The 19,358-nt window shown below is 70.4% G+C and carries 21 protein-coding genes; 3 read left to right on the top strand and 18 right to left on the bottom strand.

Annotated features, from left to right (window positions below; all coding sequences use genetic code 11):
• Positions 1-23 precede the first annotated feature (23 nt).
• A complete protein-coding gene (locus tag A3G1_RS0127920) occupies positions 24-899 on the top strand; it encodes a DUF3152 domain-containing protein (RefSeq protein WP_083937149.1) in 876 nt (291 codons plus the stop codon).
• A 15-nt stretch (positions 900-914) separates the two neighbouring features.
• Here the strand turns inward: A3G1_RS0127920 and A3G1_RS42185 are convergent, their stop codons facing one another.
• Positions 915-1,682, bottom strand: coding sequence for a class I SAM-dependent methyltransferase (locus tag A3G1_RS42185; RefSeq protein WP_040480048.1), 768 nt, complete (start codon positions 1,680-1,682; stop codon positions 915-917).
• A 66-nt stretch (positions 1,683-1,748) separates the two neighbouring features.
• Positions 1,749-2,189 carry a VOC family protein gene (locus A3G1_RS0127910; protein ID WP_018352800.1) on the bottom strand — a complete coding sequence of 147 codons (441 nt, stop codon included), beginning with the start codon at positions 2,187-2,189 and terminating at the stop codon, positions 1,749-1,751.
• A 69-nt stretch (positions 2,190-2,258) separates the two neighbouring features.
• On the opposite strand from A3G1_RS0127910, the gene A3G1_RS0127905 reads away from it, so the two are divergent.
• On the top strand, positions 2,259-3,149 hold the full coding sequence (locus tag A3G1_RS0127905; protein ID WP_018352799.1) for an alpha/beta fold hydrolase: 891 nt from the start codon (positions 2,259-2,261) through the stop codon (positions 3,147-3,149).
• Positions 3,150-3,204: 55 nt separating this feature from the next.
• Here A3G1_RS0127905 and A3G1_RS0127900 read toward each other — a convergent pair whose 3' ends face one another.
• The 3 genes from A3G1_RS0127900 to A3G1_RS0127885 all read right to left on the bottom strand — a co-directional run bounded on the left by A3G1_RS0127900 (position 3,205) and on the right by A3G1_RS0127885 (position 6,573).
• A complete protein-coding gene (locus tag A3G1_RS0127900) occupies positions 3,205-3,864 on the bottom strand; it encodes a hypothetical protein (RefSeq protein WP_018352798.1) in 660 nt (219 codons plus the stop codon).
• A 223-nt stretch (positions 3,865-4,087) separates the two neighbouring features.
• The gene (locus A3G1_RS0127895; protein ID WP_018352797.1) at positions 4,088-5,068 is read right to left on the bottom strand and encodes a tyrosine-type recombinase/integrase; all 981 of its coding nucleotides are present in this window, start codon (positions 5,066-5,068) and stop codon (positions 4,088-4,090) included.
• A 797-nt stretch (positions 5,069-5,865) separates the two neighbouring features.
• Positions 5,866-6,573: a cytidylate kinase family protein gene (locus tag A3G1_RS0127885; RefSeq protein WP_018352795.1), complete on the bottom strand. Its 708-nt coding sequence runs from the start codon at positions 6,571-6,573 to the stop codon at positions 5,866-5,868.
• 134 nt (positions 6,574-6,707) lie between these two features.
• Between A3G1_RS0127885 and A3G1_RS0127880 the strand changes: the two genes are divergently transcribed.
• Positions 6,708-7,016: a hypothetical protein gene (locus A3G1_RS0127880; protein ID WP_018352794.1), complete on the top strand. Its 309-nt coding sequence runs from the start codon at positions 6,708-6,710 to the stop codon at positions 7,014-7,016.
• 20 nt (positions 7,017-7,036) lie between these two features.
• Here the strand turns inward: A3G1_RS0127880 and A3G1_RS0127875 are convergent, their stop codons facing one another.
• The 13 genes from A3G1_RS0127875 to A3G1_RS42180 all read right to left on the bottom strand — a co-directional run bounded on the left by A3G1_RS0127875 (position 7,037) and on the right by A3G1_RS42180 (position 19,312).
• Positions 7,037-7,360, bottom strand: coding sequence for an NIPSNAP family protein (locus A3G1_RS0127875; RefSeq protein ID WP_026212592.1), 324 nt, complete (start codon positions 7,358-7,360; stop codon positions 7,037-7,039).
• 243 nt (positions 7,361-7,603) lie between these two features.
• Positions 7,604-8,368, bottom strand: a complete 765-nt coding sequence (locus A3G1_RS0127870) for a hypothetical protein (RefSeq protein ID WP_026212591.1) — start codon at positions 8,366-8,368, stop codon at positions 7,604-7,606.
• Entirely contained in the window at positions 8,365-8,868 is a 504-nt protein-coding gene (locus tag A3G1_RS0127865; protein WP_018352792.1) for a SigE family RNA polymerase sigma factor, read from the bottom strand. The genes A3G1_RS0127870 and A3G1_RS0127865 overlap by 4 nt, the downstream gene beginning before the upstream one ends.
• Before the next feature lie 61 nt (positions 8,869-8,929).
• Entirely contained in the window at positions 8,930-9,259 is a 330-nt protein-coding gene (locus A3G1_RS0127860) for a fluoride efflux transporter FluC (protein WP_018352791.1), read from the bottom strand.
• Positions 9,256-9,597 carry a fluoride efflux transporter FluC gene (locus A3G1_RS0127855; RefSeq protein ID WP_018352790.1) on the bottom strand — a complete coding sequence of 114 codons (342 nt, stop codon included), beginning with the start codon at positions 9,595-9,597 and terminating at the stop codon, positions 9,256-9,258. Before A3G1_RS0127855 ends, A3G1_RS0127860 begins: the two co-directional genes overlap by 4 nt.
• Positions 9,578-11,140 carry a thiol reductant ABC exporter subunit CydC gene (cydC, locus tag A3G1_RS37210; protein ID WP_018352789.1) on the bottom strand — a complete coding sequence of 521 codons (1,563 nt, stop codon included), beginning with the start codon at positions 11,138-11,140 and terminating at the stop codon, positions 9,578-9,580. Before cydC ends, A3G1_RS0127855 begins: the two co-directional genes overlap by 20 nt.
• On the bottom strand, positions 11,137-12,672 hold the full coding sequence (gene cydD, locus A3G1_RS0127845) for a thiol reductant ABC exporter subunit CydD (protein WP_018352788.1): 1,536 nt from the start codon (positions 12,670-12,672) through the stop codon (positions 11,137-11,139). Before cydD ends, cydC begins: the two co-directional genes overlap by 4 nt.
• The gene (gene cydB, locus A3G1_RS0127840; RefSeq protein WP_018352787.1) at positions 12,669-13,664 is read right to left on the bottom strand and encodes a cytochrome d ubiquinol oxidase subunit II; all 996 of its coding nucleotides are present in this window, start codon (positions 13,662-13,664) and stop codon (positions 12,669-12,671) included. Before cydB ends, cydD begins: the two co-directional genes overlap by 4 nt.
• A 12-nt stretch (positions 13,665-13,676) precedes the next feature.
• Positions 13,677-15,074, bottom strand: coding sequence for a cytochrome ubiquinol oxidase subunit I (locus tag A3G1_RS0127835; protein WP_018352786.1), 1,398 nt, complete (start codon positions 15,072-15,074; stop codon positions 13,677-13,679).
• A gap of 57 nt (positions 15,075-15,131) precedes the next feature.
• Positions 15,132-15,464, bottom strand: a complete 333-nt coding sequence (locus tag A3G1_RS37205) for a hypothetical protein (RefSeq protein WP_018352785.1) — start codon at positions 15,462-15,464, stop codon at positions 15,132-15,134.
• A gap of 132 nt (positions 15,465-15,596) precedes the next feature.
• On the bottom strand, positions 15,597-16,361 hold the full coding sequence (locus A3G1_RS37200; RefSeq protein WP_018352784.1) for a hypothetical protein: 765 nt from the start codon (positions 16,359-16,361) through the stop codon (positions 15,597-15,599).
• Between the two features lie 87 nt (positions 16,362-16,448).
• Positions 16,449-16,958 (bottom strand): hypothetical protein, encoded by a 510-nt coding sequence (locus A3G1_RS0127820; protein ID WP_018352783.1) that lies wholly within the window; start codon positions 16,956-16,958, stop codon positions 16,449-16,451.
• Between the two features lie 14 nt (positions 16,959-16,972).
• Positions 16,973-19,312: a helix-turn-helix transcriptional regulator gene (locus A3G1_RS42180; RefSeq protein ID WP_018352782.1), complete on the bottom strand. Its 2,340-nt coding sequence runs from the start codon at positions 19,310-19,312 to the stop codon at positions 16,973-16,975.
• Between the last annotated feature and the right edge of the window lie 46 nt (positions 19,313-19,358).

Genomic DNA, 19,358 nt, shown 5'->3' with positions numbered 1-19,358 from the left:
TTCACATGGCACCCTTGGCCCCGATGACGACGACCAGCACGCGACCCCGCACCCCCTCAGCACGCAGCCTCCGCCGCGCCCGCGTGCAGCGCCGTCACCGCCAGACCCGCATCACGGCCAGCGTCATCCTCGCCCTCGCCGCCGTCATCGCCGCAGCCGCCCTCGCCCGCAAAGCCACCTTCGACCCCGAACCCGGCCAGCCCGTCAGCAGCAGGCCAGCCCCCGCCGCAGCCCCGCCCCGCGCCACACCCGCCAGCCCCGAAGCCGCCGCCAGCAAACCAGCCGCCACCCAGCCAGCCCCAGTACCCATCACCTACCCGCGCCAAGGCCCAGCCACCTACACCGTCATCGGCGGCCAGAGCGCCATCCTCGGCACCAGCGGCCAGCTCCTGCGCTTCCGCGTCTCCATCGAAAACGGCATCACCGGCCTCGACCCCGCCGCCGTCGCCAGCTTCATCGAAACCACCTACGCCGACCCCCGAGGCTGGACAGCCGGCGGCCAGTACCGCTTCCAGCGCGTCGGCGACAACCAGCCCCACGAATACACCATCTACCTCGCCACCCCCGCCACCCGCGCCAAACTCTGCGCCGACGGCAACGACACCTACACCAGCTGCCGCAACGCCAACAACGTCGTCCTCAACATCGCCCGCTGGACCGAAGGCGTACCCCACTTCAAAGACCCCATCGAGGCCTACCGCCAGTACGCCCTCAACCACGAAACCGGCCACCGCCTCGGCCACGGCCACGAAACCTGCCCCGGCGACGGCAGAACCGCCCCCGTCATGCAGCAGCAGACCCTCGGCATGCACGGCTGCACACCCGGAGCCTGGCCATACCAGGACGGCAAGCGCTACACCGGCCCGCCCGGCCAGTACAACGACCCCATCCCGGGCTGACCCACCCCACCCGGGTCACACGGGTTTGCGCGCCCGCAGGACGTACAGCGACGGCAGCCGCACCCCGCCAGCGTCACCGAACATCCCCGCCAGGCCGTGCTCCTCCAGCAACTCCACCCGCAGCCCGGCCCGGACCAGCGCCGACACCACATCACCCACCGGCCACACGAACGTCCGGAACGGCTCCGACGGCACACCACCCGACGCCGCCTGCCGCGCACCCGGCACATGCTCCACCGGCCGGCCCCGCGAGAAGTAGTCACCCGACACCACCGGCACCCCGCCATCCGGCCACGACACCACCTCCCACACCGGATGATGCTCAGCCACCTGCACCACACCACCCGGCCGCAGGCACCCAGCCACCACAGCCGCCCACCGATCCAGATCCGGCATCCAGCACAACGCCCCGCCACCGGTGTACACCACATCGAAATCCCGCACACCCGCCGGAAGCGCCAGCACATCAGCCACCACGAACTCCGCGGCCACACCCGACTCCGCCGCCAGCCCCCGCGCCGCAGCGATGCCCTCAGCACTGAAATCCACACCGGTCACCACAGCACCCAGATTCGCCCACGACAGCGAATCCGAACCATGCGCACACTGCAGATGCAGCAACCTCAACCCAGCCACCGGACCCATCGCCGCCACATCAGGCTCATCCAGATCCACACCACCCGACGCGAAAAAAGCAGCCGGAGGCAACCCGCCAGCCCGCGCCACCGCGATCTCATCCCAGCCCCGCCGGTTACGCGCAACCACACCATCATCAACAGTCATGACGCGCACCGTAGACAACGGGGGAGAGCGCCGCGACCCGTTTCCGGCACCACCGCCCCCTACGCGCTACGAATGCACACAGAACTCGTTGCCCTCAGGATCAGCCATCGTCACCCACGACGACGGACCCTGCCGCCCCCGGTACAGGAAACGCGCACCCCGCGCCTCCAGCCGCTCCGCCACCACATCAACACCCTCGGCGCCGGCCTTCACATCCAGATGCATCCGGTTCTTCACCGACTTCACCTCCGCGACCAGCTGGAACAACACCCGCGGCGCCCGCCCCAGACCCTCCGGATGCCGGATCGCCGCCCCAGCCCGCCACACCAGCGCACCCTCATGCACCACCGTGTCAGCCTCACCCGCGTGACCCTCAGCCACCATCCGCCGGATGAAACCCTCATCCTGCGGCTCCACACCCCACCCCAGCGTCTCCGCCCACCACCCAGCCAGCACATGCGGCTCGGCACTGTCCACAACCACCTGGAACTCCAACACCATCACCATGCCACCAGGCTAGAACCACCCCCCGACAAAACCCGGCCAGCCCGCCACCACCATGACAAGATCAAAACCATGAACCGCGCCATCCACCACACCACCACCCCCACCCTCCACATCGGATACGAACACACCGGCGACCCCACAGGAACGCCCGTCATCCTCCTCCACGGCTTCCCCTACGACACCCGCGCCTACGACCACGCCGCACCAGCCATCGCCGCACACGGCGCCAGCGTCCACACCCCATACCTCCGCGGCTTCGGCCCCACCACCTTCCGCGACCCCGCCACACCCCGCTCCGGCCAGCAAGCAGCCCTCGCCCAGGACCTCACCGACTACATGGACACCCTCGGCATCCCGGCCGCCATCCTCGCCGGATACGACTGGGGCGGACGCGCCGCCTGCATCACCGCAGCACTCCACCCCGAACGCGTCCTCGGCCTCGTCACCGTCGACGGCTACAACATCCAGGACCTCACCCACGCCACCGAACCCGCACCACCAGCAATCGAAGCCACCTACTGGTACCAGTACTACTTCCACACCGAACGCGGCCGCCGCGGCCTCACCACCCACCGCGAAGAACTCTGCGAACACCTCTGGCGCACATGGTCACCCACCTGGAAAGGCGCAACAGCAGCCTTCCCCGCCACAGCACCCAGCCTCCACAACCCCGACTTCACCGACGTCGTCATCCACTCCTACCGACACCGCCACCTCCTCGCAGACGGCGACCCCCAGTACCAGGCACTCGAAGACCTCATCGCCACCCAGCCACCCATCACCGTCCCCACCGTCGTCATCGAAGCCGGATCCGACGGCGTCGGAGGACCCATCCCCAGCGACGACCGCGACAACTTCACCGGCCCCTACCGCCACCTCCGCATCCCCAGCGCAGGCCACAACGTCCCCCAGGAAGCACCACAAGAATTCGCCGCAGCCGTCACCAGCCTCCTCCCATGACACGAAACAGCCCCGGCTCCCAGAGCCAGGGCTGCTTTGCTCAAGCCTGCCGGAACTACACCGAAGGCAGCTCCGCCAGCCGCGCCTCCACCTCAGCAAGCTGAGCCCGCAACCGCTCAGCCTCCTCCTCAGCAGCAGCCCGCGCCGAAGACACCAGCTCCTCCACCGCGTCCTTCACCGCCGGAACATCCAGCAACGCCACCATCGCCAGCGCCTCCGGAGCCCGCACAGCCTGCGGCTTCGCCACCACCTTCGTCCCGCGCGCCGCCTGCACCGTCCACTGACCCTCCTGACAGGTCAGCGTCACCGTCAGCTCGGCAGGCGCCTTGACCTTCGCGGGCTTCCGCGGCGCCACAACCTTCTCCACACTCGTCTCCATAGCCCTGATTGTCTGCTTCGGCGGATCCGGCAGCAGCGGCGGCCCCTCCAGCACCGGCTCAGCCTTCTCCGCCCTCACCTCAGCGGCCGGCTCAGCAGCAGCACGCTGAGCCGGAGCCTTCTTCGGCGGCATCATCAGATCAACCGGAGCGAACCCCAGCTCATCCCGACCGAACCGCACCAGGATGAACTCACCCTCCGCAGGCTCAGCCAGCTCCACCACCTGACCCAGCTGCCCAGCCATCTGCCCAGCCGAAGCCGCGAACATCACCCGGGGCTTCTTCCCCGACTCCAGCACCCCACGCAACCCAGCAATGTCCTCAGCAGACAGCATCATCGACCTCCCAGCGTCAACGTCCCGGCACTTTTTAGCACACCGGTACGACAAACCCACCAGCCGACACCGCCAAACCCACCCAGCACACCCGCAGACCACCCCCGAGCCAGCACCTCACGCCGGCCCAGCAGCACAGAAACCAGATCACGGCAGGGGAGCCCACCCAAGGCGGGAAGAGAACCGTTGGAACCGCTTCGGCAACCGCACGGGACCCCCAGCGCCCCTACGAATCAGCCAGCCGCTCCAGCACCCGATACGACGGATTCGACCGCGCCGCATCCCGCAACTCCCGCGCCGTCGTCTTCAAATACCCCTGCGACGCCGCCAGCGAACGATGCCCCAGCAACTCCATGATCTCCATCGCCGACGCACCAGCCTGACCCAGCCGCGTCGCGAACGTATGCCGCAACGCATGCACCAGAGCCCCCCGCTCCACCCGATCCGCCACACCCGAATGCCGATAACACTGCCGCACCAGATACTGCAGCTGATTCCGCGTCAACCGCGAACCACGACCATCCACGAACAACACCGCACCCACCGGCAACGGACGCCGCTCCGCGACAAACCGCCGCGCACGCGAACCCAGATAACCCTCCAGCAACCGCTCCAACGCCGGCTCCACCGGAACCGTCCGATCAGCATCACCCTTACCCCCGCGCACCAGCAGACGGCGCTCACCCGCAGGACCAGCCACATCGCCCACCGTCAGCGCCAGCAGCTCAGCACTCCGCACACCCGTCAGCAGCAGCGTCGCCACCACAGCCAGATCCCGCTCCGGCCACGGATCACGCGCCTTCCGCGCCCGCTGCACCAGGGCGATCAGCAGATCGTCAGGAGCATCCTCACCCCGCAACGGCTTCGGCTGCCGGATCGGAGGCTGCGGGCGCGCCACCCCAGCCATCGGATTGCCCTCCAGCAGACCCTCAGACACCAGGAACCCGCAGAACGTGTTCCACGTCGACCAGCACCGCGCGATCGACGACTTCGCCCGGCCCGCCGCGAAACCCGCGAACGCCCGGCGCAGCGCGCTCAGCGTCAGGGCCGAGCAGGGGAGTGCCTCAGGATCCGACTGGGACAGCCCGGCCAGGAGAGTGGTGACGGCCAGCAGATCCCGGCGGTACGCGGCGGTGGTGTGAGGGGAGTCCTTACGCGGGGCGCGGGCGGTGAAGAAACTGTCGATCGCATCCAAGATCCGGGGCACGGAGACAGTATGACGCGCGGGTGTGACAGTCGGGGTGTTTGTATAGTTTTGTCCGCATAACGCCAATTATGCTGAATTTACGGAGAGGGGTGGGTCGGGCATAGGCGGAGGAGGGTGCCACGGGTCCTCACTGTGGAGGGCGGGCTGGGTGGGTGCGTGATCGCCGCCGTGGCGTGTTCGGTGTGGGCGTGGTCCGGGTGCTTGCGGTTGTGTGGGTGGCGGGTTCTTGAGGTGACTGGGATCGAGTCCGGGTGATCCGGTGAGCTGGGGTGTTTTCGAGGTCGTGTGCGCCAGGCAAACTTTGCCGGCCTGGTTACGTCACGGTGACGAAATGTCGGGTGGCGGGCAGGGAATTCCTGGTCGGCGGTGACCGGTGTGGCGGGGTGTTTCAGGCGTGCGCGGGGGCTGGGGCCGGTCTGGATCTTGAGCTGTGCCGGGCGCCTGACCGCCCCGGCTCTCGCCGAGCCGCGCCTGGTGTGAGTGCTCCGCTGAGGCTGTGCTCTGAGCTGGCGGCCCGGGTTCTGTGGTCGCCGGCGTCTCGTGTGGAGGGTGACCGGGTAGCGGCCGGTTCAGCTTCTTCCCGGCTGGTACCAGATAAAAGTCCCGTAGCGATAATTGGCATTATGTTAACTAGTGAGGATCAGCCACTCCCTCGCCCCGGGTTGTGGCACGGATGAGCCACTCGGTCCGGGCTGGCGTGGCCTGCGTGAGGTGGAAGGACGCCGCGTTCGTGGAGCGGGACCTGGACCGCGACGACCCGTCCTGGACATGCTGAGGATCGGCGTAGCCGCCGCAGCTCATGACTGTTTCGGTGAATCGATGGCCAGCACTCCCCTGCCGCCGGCCTCCAGGATCGGCATCTGGGGCTCGTCGTTGTGGACGATGATGTCGGCGTGGCGGGCTGGATCGACGGTGGCGACGTAGAGCTGCTGGGCGGGGATGTAGCGCTCGCGCCAGCGTCGGTCGACCTCGGCCCGGGACTGCGCGTGGCGCTCGCGGACCACGGCGCGTTCTGTGGCCTGTTCTGGTGACGTGGTCACGAGGATGCGCAGGTCCCAGCGGTCGATGAGTTCCGGGCGCAGGAGAAAGACGCCGTCGAAGATCAGGATGGCGTTGGGGGTGGCGGTTGTGGCTGGCGGGGACAGCACGGTGTCGGTGGCGTGGTCGTAGATCGTGTGCTGGAAGCGCCGGTCTCCGTGCGGGCCGAGTGGATCGAGGAGGACTCGGTTGAGTGTGTGGTGGTCGTGGGCGTCGTGGTAGCAGCTTTCGGCGGAGTATTCGCCGTTCCTGTAGCGGTGTGCGCGGGGGTGGATGAAGTCGTCGATGGTTGCGCGGACGACGTGGTGGCCGTGTGTGCGCAGGGTGGTGGCGAGTTCGTCGGCGAGGGTGGTTTTGCCGGCTGCTGGTGGTCCGTCGATGGCGATGCGTGTGGGGTGTGTGGTCGTGGTGGTTGTGGCGGCTTGGGTGAGGTGGGTGAGCATCTGCTGGCGGGTGACCTGGTCCACTGTGCTGCCCGTCCTGGTTGGCTCTCTTGTGTTGATAGTCGGCACTCCCCTGGCGTTGACCCGGGGGTTGCGGGGCCGCTAGCGTCGGCGCTACTTCAGTAAGCCTTGTTTACTGTATCTATAGAGGAGTCCACATGCCGAAGCTTCTCCCCCGCCTCCTGGCCGTCGCCGCCGCCGGTGCCGCCGCGGTCCTGGCTGTGCCCGGCACCGCGCAGGCGCTGCCTGAGCAGTGCAGTTACACGATCGACCAGTACGCGCGGACAGCGTCGAGTTTCTGTGCGTCCGGTACGGGCGAGCACCGGATCTGGGTGAAGCAGTGTCACTTCCTGCCGGAGGTCGGGTGCTCGATCGTGATGTGGGGTGAGTGGAAGCCGGCCGGGCAGGTGTCGAGTACCTACATCTCCGCGCACACGATCAGGGAAGTGCAGATCCACCGGCGCTGACCGGGTGCGGCCGGGGTTCTCTAGTGCCGGAGGGCTTCGGCCGCTTCCTTCGTCGTCTCGATGACGATGGTGTGATAGGTGTCGATGCGCGAGACGATGGCCTCGCGGGGGCCGGTGAGCCACGGCTGGCTGGCGTAGAAGGTCTCTTCCTGTTCCTGGTGGGCTTCGAGGCTGGCGAAGGCCCGGATCAGGTACGCGTCGTCGGGTTCGGTGAGCGAGGCTCCCGCGGCGATGACGTCGATGCCGTGCGCGGTGAGCAGCGGGACGGACTCCTCGAGCATCACGCGGAGGAACTCGTCGCGGGTTCCGGGCTTCAGGCGGTAGGTGCGGATCTCCATGATCATGGGTCGATCGTAAGGGAGTCTGGTGTGGACCGGCGGGGTGTGGTTCTGGCGGGCGGGTCGGCTGTGCTGGGGTGGTGGGGTGGTCCTCCCCCGCTGCTGCTGGTGTGCGGAAGTGGTTGCCTGCTCCGGCGGGATCCGTGCGCGGCGGACGGGCGTATCCGGATGCGGGGTCGCCGGTCGCGGTGAGTGAGCCAAGAAAGGAGGAGCTCTTCCCTGCCGGGGAAGGGCTCCTCCTTTTCCGGGTCAGAGCGCGAGGGCGAGTGCGCGTCCGATGGGGTGGGTGATGGCCGGGGTGGGGCGCTGGGCAGCGGGTTCGGTGTTCTTGCCGGTCTGGGTGTAGTTGGTGGCCGTGACGCGGAAGGTGGCGTCGGGCTTGTAGGCGACGACCACGTAGGTGATGGCGCCGTGGGGGCCGGTGGGTTCGGTTTCCTCGACGAGGGTGGTGCCGTCGGTGAGGGTGGTCCAGGTGCACTGCCAGGTGATGGTGACGTTGCTGGCGGATCGGGTGCAGGGTTTGCCGGGGGGCGGGGTTTCGGGGCCGGTGATGGCGATGAAGGCGTGGCTGGTGCCCTGGGGGTCGGTGATGGTGGCCCAGGCTTTGAAGGTGCTGGCCTGGCTGGGGGTGAACTGCCAGGGGCCGAGGCCTGTGGCTCCGGTGCCTGGGGTGGCCGTGAAGGTGGCGCCCGGGAGGAGTTCGGCGGCTTGGGTGCTGGCGGTGGTGGTGAGCTGGGCGGCGGTGCGGGCGGGCTTGGGGGGCGGGGTGGGCTCGGCTGGCGTGGTGGCGGTGGGGGGTGCGCCGAGGGGTGCGGTGGGTGTGCCGCTGGCGGGCAGGAGTGCGGGGATGGTGAGGGCGATGGCGGTGACGGCGGCGAGGGCTCCGGTGCCGGTGAGGATGCGGCGGGTGCGGAGCTTGCGGTCTTCGCTGTCCATGATGGTGTCGAGGTGGACGGTGCTGGGCGGGAGCGTGCTGGTGGTGTCGCGCATGAGGTTGCGCAGGTCGTCGGTCATGCGGGTTCCTTGATGGTTTCGGGGCCGAGGGCTGTGCGGAGTGCGGCGAGGCCCCGGGAGGTGTGGGTTTTGACGGTGCCGGTGCTGATGCCGAGTGCTGCTGCTGTGTCGTCGACGCTGAGGTCGTCGAAGTAGCGCAGGACGAGGACGGCGCGCTGCTGGCGGGGTAGCCGGGCGAGGGCTGTGACGAGGTCGAGGCGTTCGCCGGTGTCCGCTGCCGGGGTGGCTGCGGTGTCGGGGAGCGCTTCGGCTGGGTGTTCGCGGCGCCAGGGGCGGCGGCGTTCGTCGAGCCAGGCGGTGAGGAGCATGCGGCGGAGGTACGCGTCGGGTTGTTCGAGGCGCTGGATGCGTTTCCAGTGCCGGTAGACCTTGGCTGTGGCGATGGCGACGAGGTCGTCGGCGGTGTGGATGTTGCCGCAGAGCAGGTACGCGGATCGGCGTAGTGCCGGGATGCGGGTGGTGATGAATTCGCGGAAGTGGGGGTCGTCGCGGGTTCGCACGGGTGCTCCGTTTCTTGGTGTGCTCAGGAAACGGGGCTGGTGGGGTGTGTGGTTGACATGGTTAGTGGATGAGTTTGGCGAGTGCTGTGCCGGTGAGGGCTGCGGTGAGGCCGAGGGTGATGGTGGTGGTGAGGTACTGGGCTGCTTGTTTGCGGGTGAGCTGGGTGAGTTCGTGGCTGAGGGTGGAGTAGGTGGTGAGTGCGCCGCAGAGGCCGGGGGCGAGGAGGGTGCGGAGGGTTTCGGGGAGGGGTGCGGTGAGGGTGTAGCCGAGGATGAGGCTGCCGGTGGTGTTGACGGTGAGGGTGGCCCAGGGGGTGCGGAGTGCCTGGCTGGTGAGGTAGCGCAGGGCTGTTCCGGTGGCGGCGCCGAGGGTGAGGAGCAGGAGGGTCACAGCCGGCGTCCGAGGGTGACGGCGGTGATGGCCGCTGCGGGGGTGAGGAGGAGGTAGGCGGTGGCTTGTGCTGGTGGGAGGTGGAGGGTGTCGGTGATGTAGGTGGAGAAGGTGGTGTAGCCGCCGAGGAAGCCGGTGCCGAGGAGGAGGCGGTGGCGGGGCCATCGGGTGAGGAGGAGGCCGATGAGGAGGCAGCCGGTGGTGTTGACGGCGAGGGTGCCTAGGGGGCCGGTGATGAGGAGGGTGGTGATGGCGTACCTGGTGAGGGCGCCTGCTGCTCCCCCGGCGGCGGCCAGGGCGGTGCGGGTGAGCAGGTGGTCAGGTTCGTGCCAGGTCATGGTGGGTGACGGTACTGGTTGCTGGGATGCCGGGTGGCGGGGGCTGGTGGGTGATGAGGAGGACGGTGCGGCCGGCGGTGGCGGTGAGGAGGTCGCGGGTGAGTTCGGCTGCTGTGCGGGGGTCGAGGTGTTCGGCGGGTTCGTCGAAGATGATGACGGGGAAGTCGGCGAGGAGGGCTCTGGCGAGGGTGAGGCGCTGGCGCTGGCCGCCGGAGAGGTGGGTGCCGTGTTCGCCGGTGCGGGTGTGGAGTCCTTCGGGGAGGGTGCGGGCCCAGTCGCCGAGGTGGGCGGCGTCGAGGGCTGCGTGGAGTTCGGCGTCGGTGGCGTCGGGTTTGGCGAGGCGGAGGTTGGCTTCGAGGGTGCTGTCGAAGACGTGGGCGTCTTGGGCGCAGAGGCCGATGGTGGTGCGGAGGGTGTCGCCGGGGATGGTGGCGATGTCGGTTCCGCCGAGGAGGATGCGTCCTGAGGTGGGTGCGGCGAGTTTCACTGCGAGGGCGGCGAGGGTGGATTTTCCGGTACCGGAGGGGCCGGTGAGGATGTGGGCTGTTCCGGCGGGGATGTGGATGTCGGGGATGGTGCAGCCGCGTGCGGTGAGGTTGTCGGTGCGCAGGTCGTAGGTGGCGGGGAGGGTGCCGGCGGGTTCTGGGGTGGCGGGGGTTTCGAGGGCTTGGATGCGGGCGCGGGCTGCCTGGATGCGCGGGAGGATCGCGGCTGCGGGGATGAGCGCGGCGAAGAGTTCGTGGAGGGCGAGGGGCAGCAGGACGAGGGTCGCGAGGAGGACGGGGTCGACGGTGCCGGCGGCGAGCCAGAGTGCTGCGGTGACGGAGGTTCCGGCGGCGAGGACGGCGAGGGCTGTGGCGGTTCCGCGTCCGCTGGCGGCGCGCTGTTCGGCGTGGGTGAGTGCTTTGCCGGTGGTGTGGAGGCTGGCGAGGGCTGTGTCCTGTTCGCCGTGGGCGATGATCTCGCCGATGTGGCGCAGGAGGGTGGTCATGCTGGCGGCGAGTTCGCCGTGGAGGGGTGCGGTGCGGGCTTCGGCGGTGCGGGCGTGGCGCAGGGCGAGCCAGGGTGCTCCGAAGGCGACGATGAGCAGGGACAGTGCGAGGGTCCAGGCTGCTTGGGGCAGGTACCAGGCGGTGAGGGCGATGCCTGCTCCCCCGGTGGCGAAGGCCGCGGCGTAGGGCAGGAGGATGCGCAGCCACCAGTCGGCGAGGGTGTCGACGTCGGTGGTGTAGCGGGCGGCGAGGTCTCCGGCGCGGCGGCCGAGGAGGGTGGACGGGTCGCGTTCGAGGTGGTTGTAGACGGTGACGCGGAGCCGGGCGAGGATGCGCAGTGCGGCGTCGTGGCCGGTGAGGCGTTCGGTGTAGCGGAGGACGCCTCGGCCGATGCCGAAGGTGCGGACGGCGACGATGGCGACCATCAGGTACAGGACTGGGGGGTGCTGGGCCGCGCGGGAGATGAGCCAGGCTGCGGTGGCGGTGAGGCCTGCGGCGGACAGGGCGGCGAGGGTGCCGGTGAGCCAGGCGATGAGGAAGCGGTTGTTCACAGGGTCACCACTTTGTCTGCGGCTGCGGTGAGGGCTGGGCGGTGGCTGACGGCGAGGACGAGTGCCCCGTCGCGTGCTGCGGCGCGGAGGCTGGTGATGATCTGCTGCTCGCGGTGGGGGTCGCAGCCGGCGGTGGGTTCGTCGAGGAGGAGGACGGGTGCGCGGCGGTCGAGGGCGCGGGCGAGGGCGAGGCGGCGGCGCTGCCCGGACGACAGGCCAGCGCCGTCTTCGCCGATGAGCTGGCCTGGGGGGATGTCGTCGAGGAAGGCGTGGCCGGTGGGGATGGTGGTGCCGGTGGCGAGGCGGGGTTCCTGGGGCAGCCAGGCGATGTGGCGGTGCCAGGCGGCGGGGTCCAGTTCGGGTAGCGGGGTGCTGCTGATGGTGATGGCTTCGGTGGGTGTGAAGCCGAGGATCGCGTTGAGGAGGGTGGTCTTGCCGGTGCCGGAGGGGCCGGTGATCGCGACGAACTCTCCTGGTGCGGCGGTGAGGCTCAGGTCGCGGGGTGCTGGGGTGTCGCGGCCGGGGTGGTGGACGGTGAGGCCGTGCACGGTGATGGCGGGGCTGGCGGGTACGGGCCGGGTGCCTGCCGGTGGTGGCGGGGTTTCGAGGATTTCGAAGACGCGGGTGGCGGCTTCGGCCCCGTCGGCGGAGGCGTGGAAGTGGGCTCCGACGGCACGCAGCGGCAGGTACGCCTCCGGGGCCAGGAGCAGGATGAGCAGGGCTGTGGCGAGGGTGAGGTTGCCGTGGACGAGGCGCAGGCCGATGCCGACGGCGACGAGGGCGACGGAGATCGTGGCGAGCAGTTCCAGCACGAGCGACGACAGGAACGCCAGGCGCAGGGTGCGCAGCGTGGCGCGCCGGTACAGGGAGGTGATGGTCTGGATCTGCTGGGCCTGGGCTTTGGCCCGGCCGAAGATCTTGAGGGTGGGCAGGCCGGCGACGACGTCGAGGAAGTGGTGGCCGAGGCGGGCCAGGGCGAGGCGGCGCTTGCGGGTGTGGGCGGCGGTCGCCAGGCCGATGAGTGCCATGAAGACGGGGATCAGGGGCAGGGTCACGATGATCGTCAGGCCGGAGATGAGGTCGGCGGGGACGATGACGGCGAGGACGGCGATGGGCACGATGACGGCGAGGACGAGCTGCGGCAGGTATTTGCCGAAGTAGTCGTCGAGGGCGTTGACGCCGGTCGTGGCCAGCTGCGTGATCTCGGTGGTGCGCTGCCGGGACAGCCATGCCGGGCCCAGGCGCAGTGCATGGGCGGCGAGACGCTGCCGCAGGGCGCCCTTGACGGTGGCGGAGGCGCGGTGCGCGGTGGTTTCGGTGGCCCAGGCGACGGCGGCGCGTGCTGCGAACAGCCCGGCCAGGAGCGCGAGGGTGCCCGTGGCGGGCGGCGTGCCGGTGAACGCGGCGGCCAGGGCCCGCGACAGGACGATGGCCTGGGCGATGATGAGCCCGGTGGCCGCCGCGCCGAGCCCCGCCACCGCGGCGACGGGGAGCCCGGCGAGGCGCAGCAGCCGGGGGTCGAAGGGTTTCATGCGGGGATGTCGCGGACGGAGATCCGCTTGCGGAACACCCAGTAGGTCCAGCCTTGGTAGAGGAGGACCAGGGGCGTGAAGACGACTGCTGTCCAGGACATGATCTTCAAGGTGTACGGGGTGGACGCGGCGTTGGCCGCCGTCAGCGAGAACGCCGGGTCGGTGCTCGACGGCATCACGTCCGGGAACAGCGCCAGGAACAGTGCGGCGACGGCGGCGGCGATCGTGACGGCGGTACCGGCGAACGCCCAGCCGTCGCGCCCGGCCCTGTTGGCCGCCAGCGCCCCCAGGAGCGCCACAGCGGCGGTGATGGCGGCAACGAGCGCGCCCGTCTGGAACCGCAGGCCCAGCGTCCAGCTCAGGAACGCCACCGCGAGAACAGCAGCCCCAGCGCCGAGCTTCGCGGCGAGGGCGTGCGCGCGCTGCCGGATGTCGCCTGAGGTCTTCAGCGCGATGAAGAACGCGCCGTGCGTGAGGAACAGCGCGGTTGTGGTCAGCCCGCCCAGCAGCGCGTACGGGTTGAGCAGCGTGAACAGGTCACCCGTGTACTCCTTGGACGCGTCGATCGGCACGCCCCGCACGATGTTCGCGAACGCCACGCCCCACAGCAGCGACGGGATGGCCGACCCGGCGATGATGCACCAGTCCCAGCGGGCCTTCCACCGCGCGTCAGGCCGCTTGCCCCGGTAGTCGAACGCGACGGCCCGGACGATGAGGGCCACCAGGATCGCCAGCAGCGGCAGGTAGAACCCGGAGAACAAGGTGGCGTACCAGTGCGGGAACGCGGCGAACGTCGCTGCGCCGGCCACGATGACCCACACCTCGTTGCCGTCCCACACCGGCCCGATCGTGTTGATGAGGACCCGCCGCTCGGTGTCGTCGCGGCCGAGGACCGGCACGAGCATGCCGACCCCGAAGTCGAAGCCCTCCAGGACGAAGTAGCCGACCCAGAAGAACGCGATGAGGATGAACCAGGCTGTCGTGAGTTCCATCAGCTTCTGTCCCTAGTAGGCGAATGCGAGCTGGTCGTCGTCGGTCTTCTCTTTCGGCGGCTCCACGTCGGGCAGGCCGCCGCGCGCGTAGGTGAGCAGCAGGCGGACCTCGACGACGGCGAGGATCCCGTACAGCAGCGTGAACACGATCATCGAGGTGAGGACCTCGCCGGCCGACACCGACGGTGACACCCCGGCCGAGGTCTTCATCAGGCCGAACACCACCCACGGCTGCCGGCCCATCTCCGTGAAGATCCAGCCGGCCGAGTTCGCCGCGAGGGGCACCAGCGGCAGGACGAGCGCGGCGCGCATCAGCCACTTCGAGGTGGGTGTCCGTCCTCTGCGCAGTGTCCACAGGGAGATCAGGGCGACGAGCGCGGCGAACGCGCCCAGCGTGATCATCGCCCGGAAGCTCCAGTACGTGACCGGCACGATCGGGGTGTAGGACCCGGGGCCGTACAGCGCGGCGTAGTCGGCCTGGATGTTGTTGATGCCCTGCACCTTGCCGTCGAAGGAGCCGGTCGCCAGGAACGACAGCACCTTCGGCACGGTGATCGAGTACACCTCGCTCTTGCCGTCGAGGGTGCCGATCGTGAAGAGGGAGAAGCTGGCGGGCTGTTCCGTGCTGTACAGGGCCTCGGCGGCGGCCATCTTCATCGGCTGCGTCTCCGTCATCACCTTGCCGAGGGAGTCGCCGGAGATCGCGGTACCGGCGAAGCCGATGATGACGACCCACGCGCCGAGCTTCGCCGCGCTGCGGAACGCCGGCTTGTCGGCGTCCCTGCCGCGCATCAGGTGGAACATCGCCACCCCCAGCACCAGCGCCCCGCCCGTCATCGCGCACGCCGCGACGGTGTGCGGGAACGTGGCCAGGACGACCTTGTTGGTGAGCACCGCCCAGAAGTCGGTCAGCTCCGCCCGGCCCGTCGCCGGGTTGTACCGGAACCCGACCGGCCACTGCATGAAGGAGTTGGCGGCGAGGATGAAGTACGCCGACAGGAGCGTGCCGATCGCGGCGATCCAGATGCAGGCCAGATGGATCCGGCGCGGCAGCCTGTCCCAGCCGAAGATCCACAGCCCGAGGAACGTGGACTCCAGGAAGAACGCGAGCAGGCCCTCGATCGCCAGCGGCGCGCCGAAGACGTCACCGACGAACCGCGAGTAGTCCGACCAGTTCATGCCGAACTGGAACTCCTGCACGATCCCCGTGACCAGCCCCATCGCGAAGTTGATCAGGAACAGCTTGCCGTAGAACTTTGTCAGCTTGAGCCACTTCTCGTCCCCCGTGCGGTACCAGGCGGTCTGGAAGATGGCGACCAGGAAGATCAGCCCGATCGTGATCGGCACGAACAGGAAGTGGTAGACGGTGGTGATGCCGAACTGCCACCGGGCCAGGTCGAGTGCGTCCACAGTGCCCCTCCGATGTTCTACGTCCCGTAGAAGATTCTACGAGACGTAGAAGAAGGGTCACTCGCGCGGGGTCACCCACAGCCGGTCCAGCTCCCCCGCGGCCGAGCCGACCTGCTCCAGCACCCCTCGCAGCTCCGCCGCAGACGCCTGCTCTCCGAGCACCACTCTGGCATCGGACAGCGCACAGCGCAGGGCGAACAGCCGATCCAGCAGATGGTCCAGCTCCGGCCGCGACACCACCACGGCCTCCGGCGGCAGGCCAGCCCGCGCCGACACCGTCCGCTGCTCGTACGCGCGCTGACGGCACGCCTGCGCGCAGTACCGCCGCGGCCTGCCCATGCCGGCGGCCGACGGGAGCTCAGCCCCGCACCACGTGCACCTGATCCGCATGACCGCAGACGTTACCCGCCGCGGGCCAGGGCACCCGCCAGGAACGGGGTTTACCCGGGACACAGAAGAGCCCGCCTGGGAGGGGTGGTGTCCAGGCGGGCTCAGGGGGCAAGGGGGGTATGCGGCGGGCGGTTACCCACCGAGGGCTGCGACGATGGCCGTGGCGCGGTCCTCGTGCTTGGCGTAGTGGTCGGGGAAGGCCGAACCCTGCACGGTCTGCGCGGCCACCGTCACCGGCATGTTCTGCCAGCCACGCACCCGCAGCAGCGCGCCGTAGAACTTCGCGGCGGCGTAACCCGGCAGCTGGCACTCGGCGATCGAGCCCCAGCCCGACACCGGGCGCTGCTGGAACAGGCCCACCGAGTCGTGGTCCCAGCCGATGCCCTCGTGCGGGAGGTTCAGCGACTCCGCCGAGCCGGTGTTGGCGAGGTTGAGCAGCTGGCTCTCCTGCAGGGCTGTGGCGATCGCCACGATCTTGCCCCGGGTCGGGACACCCATCAGGTTGCCGACGTGCACGATCTCCTCGGCGTTGTTCATCTGCACCGCCGACAGCCCGGCCACGGGCGCCGACTCCGGCCGCACGGGACCCGCGGGCTTGGGAGCGGCGGCGGGCGGAGCCGGCGCGGCAGCGGCCGCAGGAGCCCTGGTGCCCGTCCGCTGCTGGCCACGCGAGGCGGCCTCCGGGGCCCCGGAGGCCCGGGACTCCGGCGAGGCACCGGCCGCGGCCAGCACGGCGGGAACCGGGCGGTCCTGCTTGCCGTCGGAGGCGGTCAGCAGGGGTAAGAAGAAGCCGCCCGCGAGGGCGACCGTGATGCTTCCGGCAACGAGTTTCTGAGCGGCGGGTTCACCGAGGCGCCTGTGGCGTCCGAGGAACCCGGCAGGTAATCGATGACGCATGACCGCAAGGCTAGGCACGCCTCCGGTAACGGTTCTACCTGCGACAACGTGGCCATGGCAACAATCAGGTAACACAGAACGGGACGTTCAGCTTCTTCTATGCCGGATGTAGGCGAGAACGGCTTCACGCGTGGTGGCCACCCCGAGCGCGTCGCGGGCCTGGGCGATGCGCCGGTTGGCCGTCCGTAACGACAGGTACTCCGCCGCCGCGGCCGCCGCGATCGTCTCCCCGCTGGCGAGGCGCTCCAGCAGCTGGCACTGCTCGTCCGACAGCGGCAGCTCGTCAGCCGGGGCCTCCTCGGCCCCCCGCACCACCGGCCCCACCCTCGACAGGTCGGCCAGCAGCGCGCGGCCCAGATCACACTCCAGATCCACCACCGCGACGATCCCCGCGCCCCGCGCCGCGGCCAGCACCGCCATCCGCACCGCGTCGGCATCAGCGACCCGGCCGAACAGGACCAGCCGGGCATCCGAGACATCCCACGCAGCCTCCGGCAGCGCGAAACTCTCCCGGGTCCGCCAGCCGTCCCTGGCCAGGCGGCGCAGCACGGCGGCCGCGTCCGCACCGGTGCCGACAAGATACCGAGGTCGGTTCACAGCGCCTCCTGCGATCACGGTGCCTCCACGCAGCGCGCCGCGGCCTCAGTCCGGGTCCGGGCGCCCAGCTTTCGCATCCCCGCACGGATGTGGGTCTCTACTGTCTCGCGGGAGATACCCAGAACGCCAGCGATCCGGCGGGTGGGTTCTCCGCCGGCCACCAGTTCCAGGATCTGCCGCTCCCGGTCCGTGAGCTCGCCGTCACGCTGCGGTCCCCGCCGGTCACGGCGCACCGCGTGCCGCCGCAGCCCCATCCGCGCCCGTCCAGCCAGGACGATCATCCCCGAGGACTCCGCCAGCTCCTCCGCCGCCGTCAGCGCCGGCACCGCGACCCCCGGATCGTGCGCCAGCAGGCCACAGGCCAGCAGCGCGCGGATCTCCTCACGGGCCGCCAGGCCCCGCCACGCCTGAGCCGCCGTGCTGAACCGCTCCGTCTCACCCGCCCAGCCAGCCGCCGTCTCCGACACCGCCGCCAGCGCCGACACCGGCACCGCCGGAACCGGGCCCGCACCGTCCAGGCTGGCCCACCGCGCCGTGATGAACCGCAGCCCGCCCAGCAGGCCACCGTCCTCAGTGCCCTCCGGTACCGGCTGGGGCTGCCCGTCCAGCCACGCCGCCTCAGCCGCCACCCAGTCCGCAGGGGACGGAGCCGCAGGCACCAGGCGGGCCCGCGCCGCCCGCGTCAGGCCAGCGTCCGCCTCCGCCAGGGCCGCGGCGGCCACCGCGTACCCGCGCGCGACCTCCGGCAGCGTCCGGTCCGACAGCTCCACCGCCCGCCGGGCCACCTCGTCGAGCCGCTCACCACGCAGCGCGCAGCACCACAGCTCGGCGGCCACGAAACGCGCCTGCCACGAGTACGCCAGCTGCACAGCGCACGCCTCGGCGGCCGCCCGCGCCGACGACACCGCCTCCTCCAGCCGCCCGTCAGCGATCAGCGCCTCCACCAGCAGCCACGCCGCCCACCGCGCCGCCAGGGGATCAGCGGCACCCGCCGCGCTCGCCAGCTTGTACTCCCAGCCCGCCGCACGCTCCCGCGCCGCCACAGCGGCGTGCGCGACCCGCAGCCCCGGATCAGCCGGCGGATCGTCCAGCCCCGAAGCCAGCACCACCGCCGCGGCCGGATCAGCAGCCAGCAGCGCCAGCAGCCGCACCCGCAGGACATCCGGGTCGGCGTCCGGGGCCGCCAGCTCGTCAGCGGGCACCTCAGACCAGCTGGCGGTACCGTCCAGCACCGCCAGGGCCTCACCCGGCCGTCCAGACTGGAGCAGCGCCTCCGCCCGCACCGCCACAGCGTGCTCCGGAGCCACCCGCAGCGCCTCCTCCGGCCGGCCAGCCGCCAGCGCGGCCCGCGCCGCCTCACAGGCCACCGCAGGATCGTCCGACAAGGACGCCGCCAGCAGCAGCGCCTCCGCCCGGCCAGCCGCCGACTCCTCACCCGACGCCGCGGCCAGCGCCAGCTCCGCCGCGGGCTCACGGTCACCGGCCGCGGCCAGATGCCGCGCAGCCTCCAGCGGCGGCGTGAGCTCGGCCAGCCGCCGGTGCAGCGCACAGCGCTCACCCGCGTCCAGCACACCAGCGGCCACCTCCGCCACGAACGGCGACACCGCCCGCACCGCATCACCGTCCTGCCGGACCAGGCCGGCGGCCAGCAGCTCCGCCAGGCCCGAGGCCACCAGCTCAGCGTTCGCCGGGCGGCCCAGCAGGCCCAGCGCGGCCAGCGCCGTCCGGGCAGGCCGCGTCAGATCCGCCAGCGCCTCGGCGATCAGGAAACTCGCGTCCCCCGGCGCCGTGCGCCCCGGAGACCCCGCCAGCGCCGTCACCACCAGCGGAACCCCGCCCGACCGGGCGACCACCGACGCGACCTGCGCCGGCGACAGCGACGGCACCGTCCTCAGCGCCAGCGCGGCGGCATCCTCATCGGACAGCGGCGGCAGCTCGGCCCACACCGAAGCGCAGGCGCGCAGCTCGTCGATCGCGGCACTGCGGTACGGCGTGCGCACAGCCGCCAGCACCGGCACCTTCGCCGCGACCAGCGGCAGCGCGGCCAGCGTCACCGCGTCCGCCCACTGCAGATCGTCGAGAACCAGCAGGCCACCGCGCACCCGCGACAGCACGGCCTCGGCCAGCAGAGCCGGATCGTCGGCCGGCAGCTTCGCCCGCACGGCACGGGTGAGAGCCAGCGCCGGCGCATTGCATAGGATCGCCAGGCCACCCCCGGCGAGGACAGGCCTGCCAGACCCTGAGCTGACCGCGGCGAGCGCGCTGCTGCGCCCGCACCCCGGCCCCCCGGCCAGCACGAACAGCCCAGGACCGGCAAGCAGGCTGGTGATCTCATCCAGGAGCGGCGCGTGCACTGCTGCGGAACCTCCGTGGGGTGGCACGAACATGGGATCCCGCACT

Source organism: Longispora albida DSM 44784, assembly GCF_000379825.1.
In the GTDB taxonomy this organism is placed as follows: domain Bacteria; phylum Actinomycetota; class Actinomycetes; order Mycobacteriales; family Micromonosporaceae; genus Longispora; species Longispora albida.
The sequence above is the reverse complement of the archived record's forward strand: the minus strand, read 5'-3'. Positions and strand labels throughout refer to the sequence as shown.

Bases quoted from the DNA above. Each gene is read 5' to 3' on its own strand.
- A3G1_RS0127920 (WP_083937149.1), top strand. From the start codon at position 24: ATGACGACGACCAGCACGCGACCCCGCACCCCCTCAGCACGCAGCCTC.
- A3G1_RS42185 (WP_040480048.1), bottom strand. From the start codon at position 1,682: ATGACTGTTGATGATGGTGTGGTTGCGCGTAACCGGCGGGGCTGGGAT.
- A3G1_RS0127910 (WP_018352800.1), bottom strand. From the start codon at position 2,189: ATGGTGATGGTGTTGGAGTTCCAGGTGGTTGTGGACAGTGCCGAGCCG.
- A3G1_RS0127905 (WP_018352799.1), top strand. From the start codon at position 2,259: ATGAACCGCGCCATCCACCACACCACCACCCCCACCCTCCACATCGGA.
- A3G1_RS0127900 (WP_018352798.1), bottom strand. From the start codon at position 3,864: ATGATGCTGTCTGCTGAGGACATTGCTGGGTTGCGTGGGGTGCTGGAG.
- A3G1_RS0127880 (WP_018352794.1), top strand. From the start codon at position 6,708: ATGCCGAAGCTTCTCCCCCGCCTCCTGGCCGTCGCCGCCGCCGGTGCC.
- A3G1_RS0127875 (WP_026212592.1), bottom strand. From the start codon at position 7,360: ATGATCATGGAGATCCGCACCTACCGCCTGAAGCCCGGAACCCGCGAC.
- A3G1_RS0127870 (WP_026212591.1), bottom strand. From the start codon at position 8,368: ATGACCGACGACCTGCGCAACCTCATGCGCGACACCACCAGCACGCTC.
- A3G1_RS0127855 (WP_018352790.1), bottom strand. From the start codon at position 9,597: ATGACCTGGCACGAACCTGACCACCTGCTCACCCGCACCGCCCTGGCC.
- cydD (WP_018352788.1), bottom strand. From the start codon at position 12,672: ATGAAACCCTTCGACCCCCGGCTGCTGCGCCTCGCCGGGCTCCCCGTC.
- cydB (WP_018352787.1), bottom strand. From the start codon at position 13,664: ATGGAACTCACGACAGCCTGGTTCATCCTCATCGCGTTCTTCTGGGTC.
- A3G1_RS37205 (WP_018352785.1), bottom strand. From the start codon at position 15,464: ATGCGGATCAGGTGCACGTGGTGCGGGGCTGAGCTCCCGTCGGCCGCC.
- A3G1_RS37200 (WP_018352784.1), bottom strand. From the start codon at position 16,361: ATGCGTCATCGATTACCTGCCGGGTTCCTCGGACGCCACAGGCGCCTC.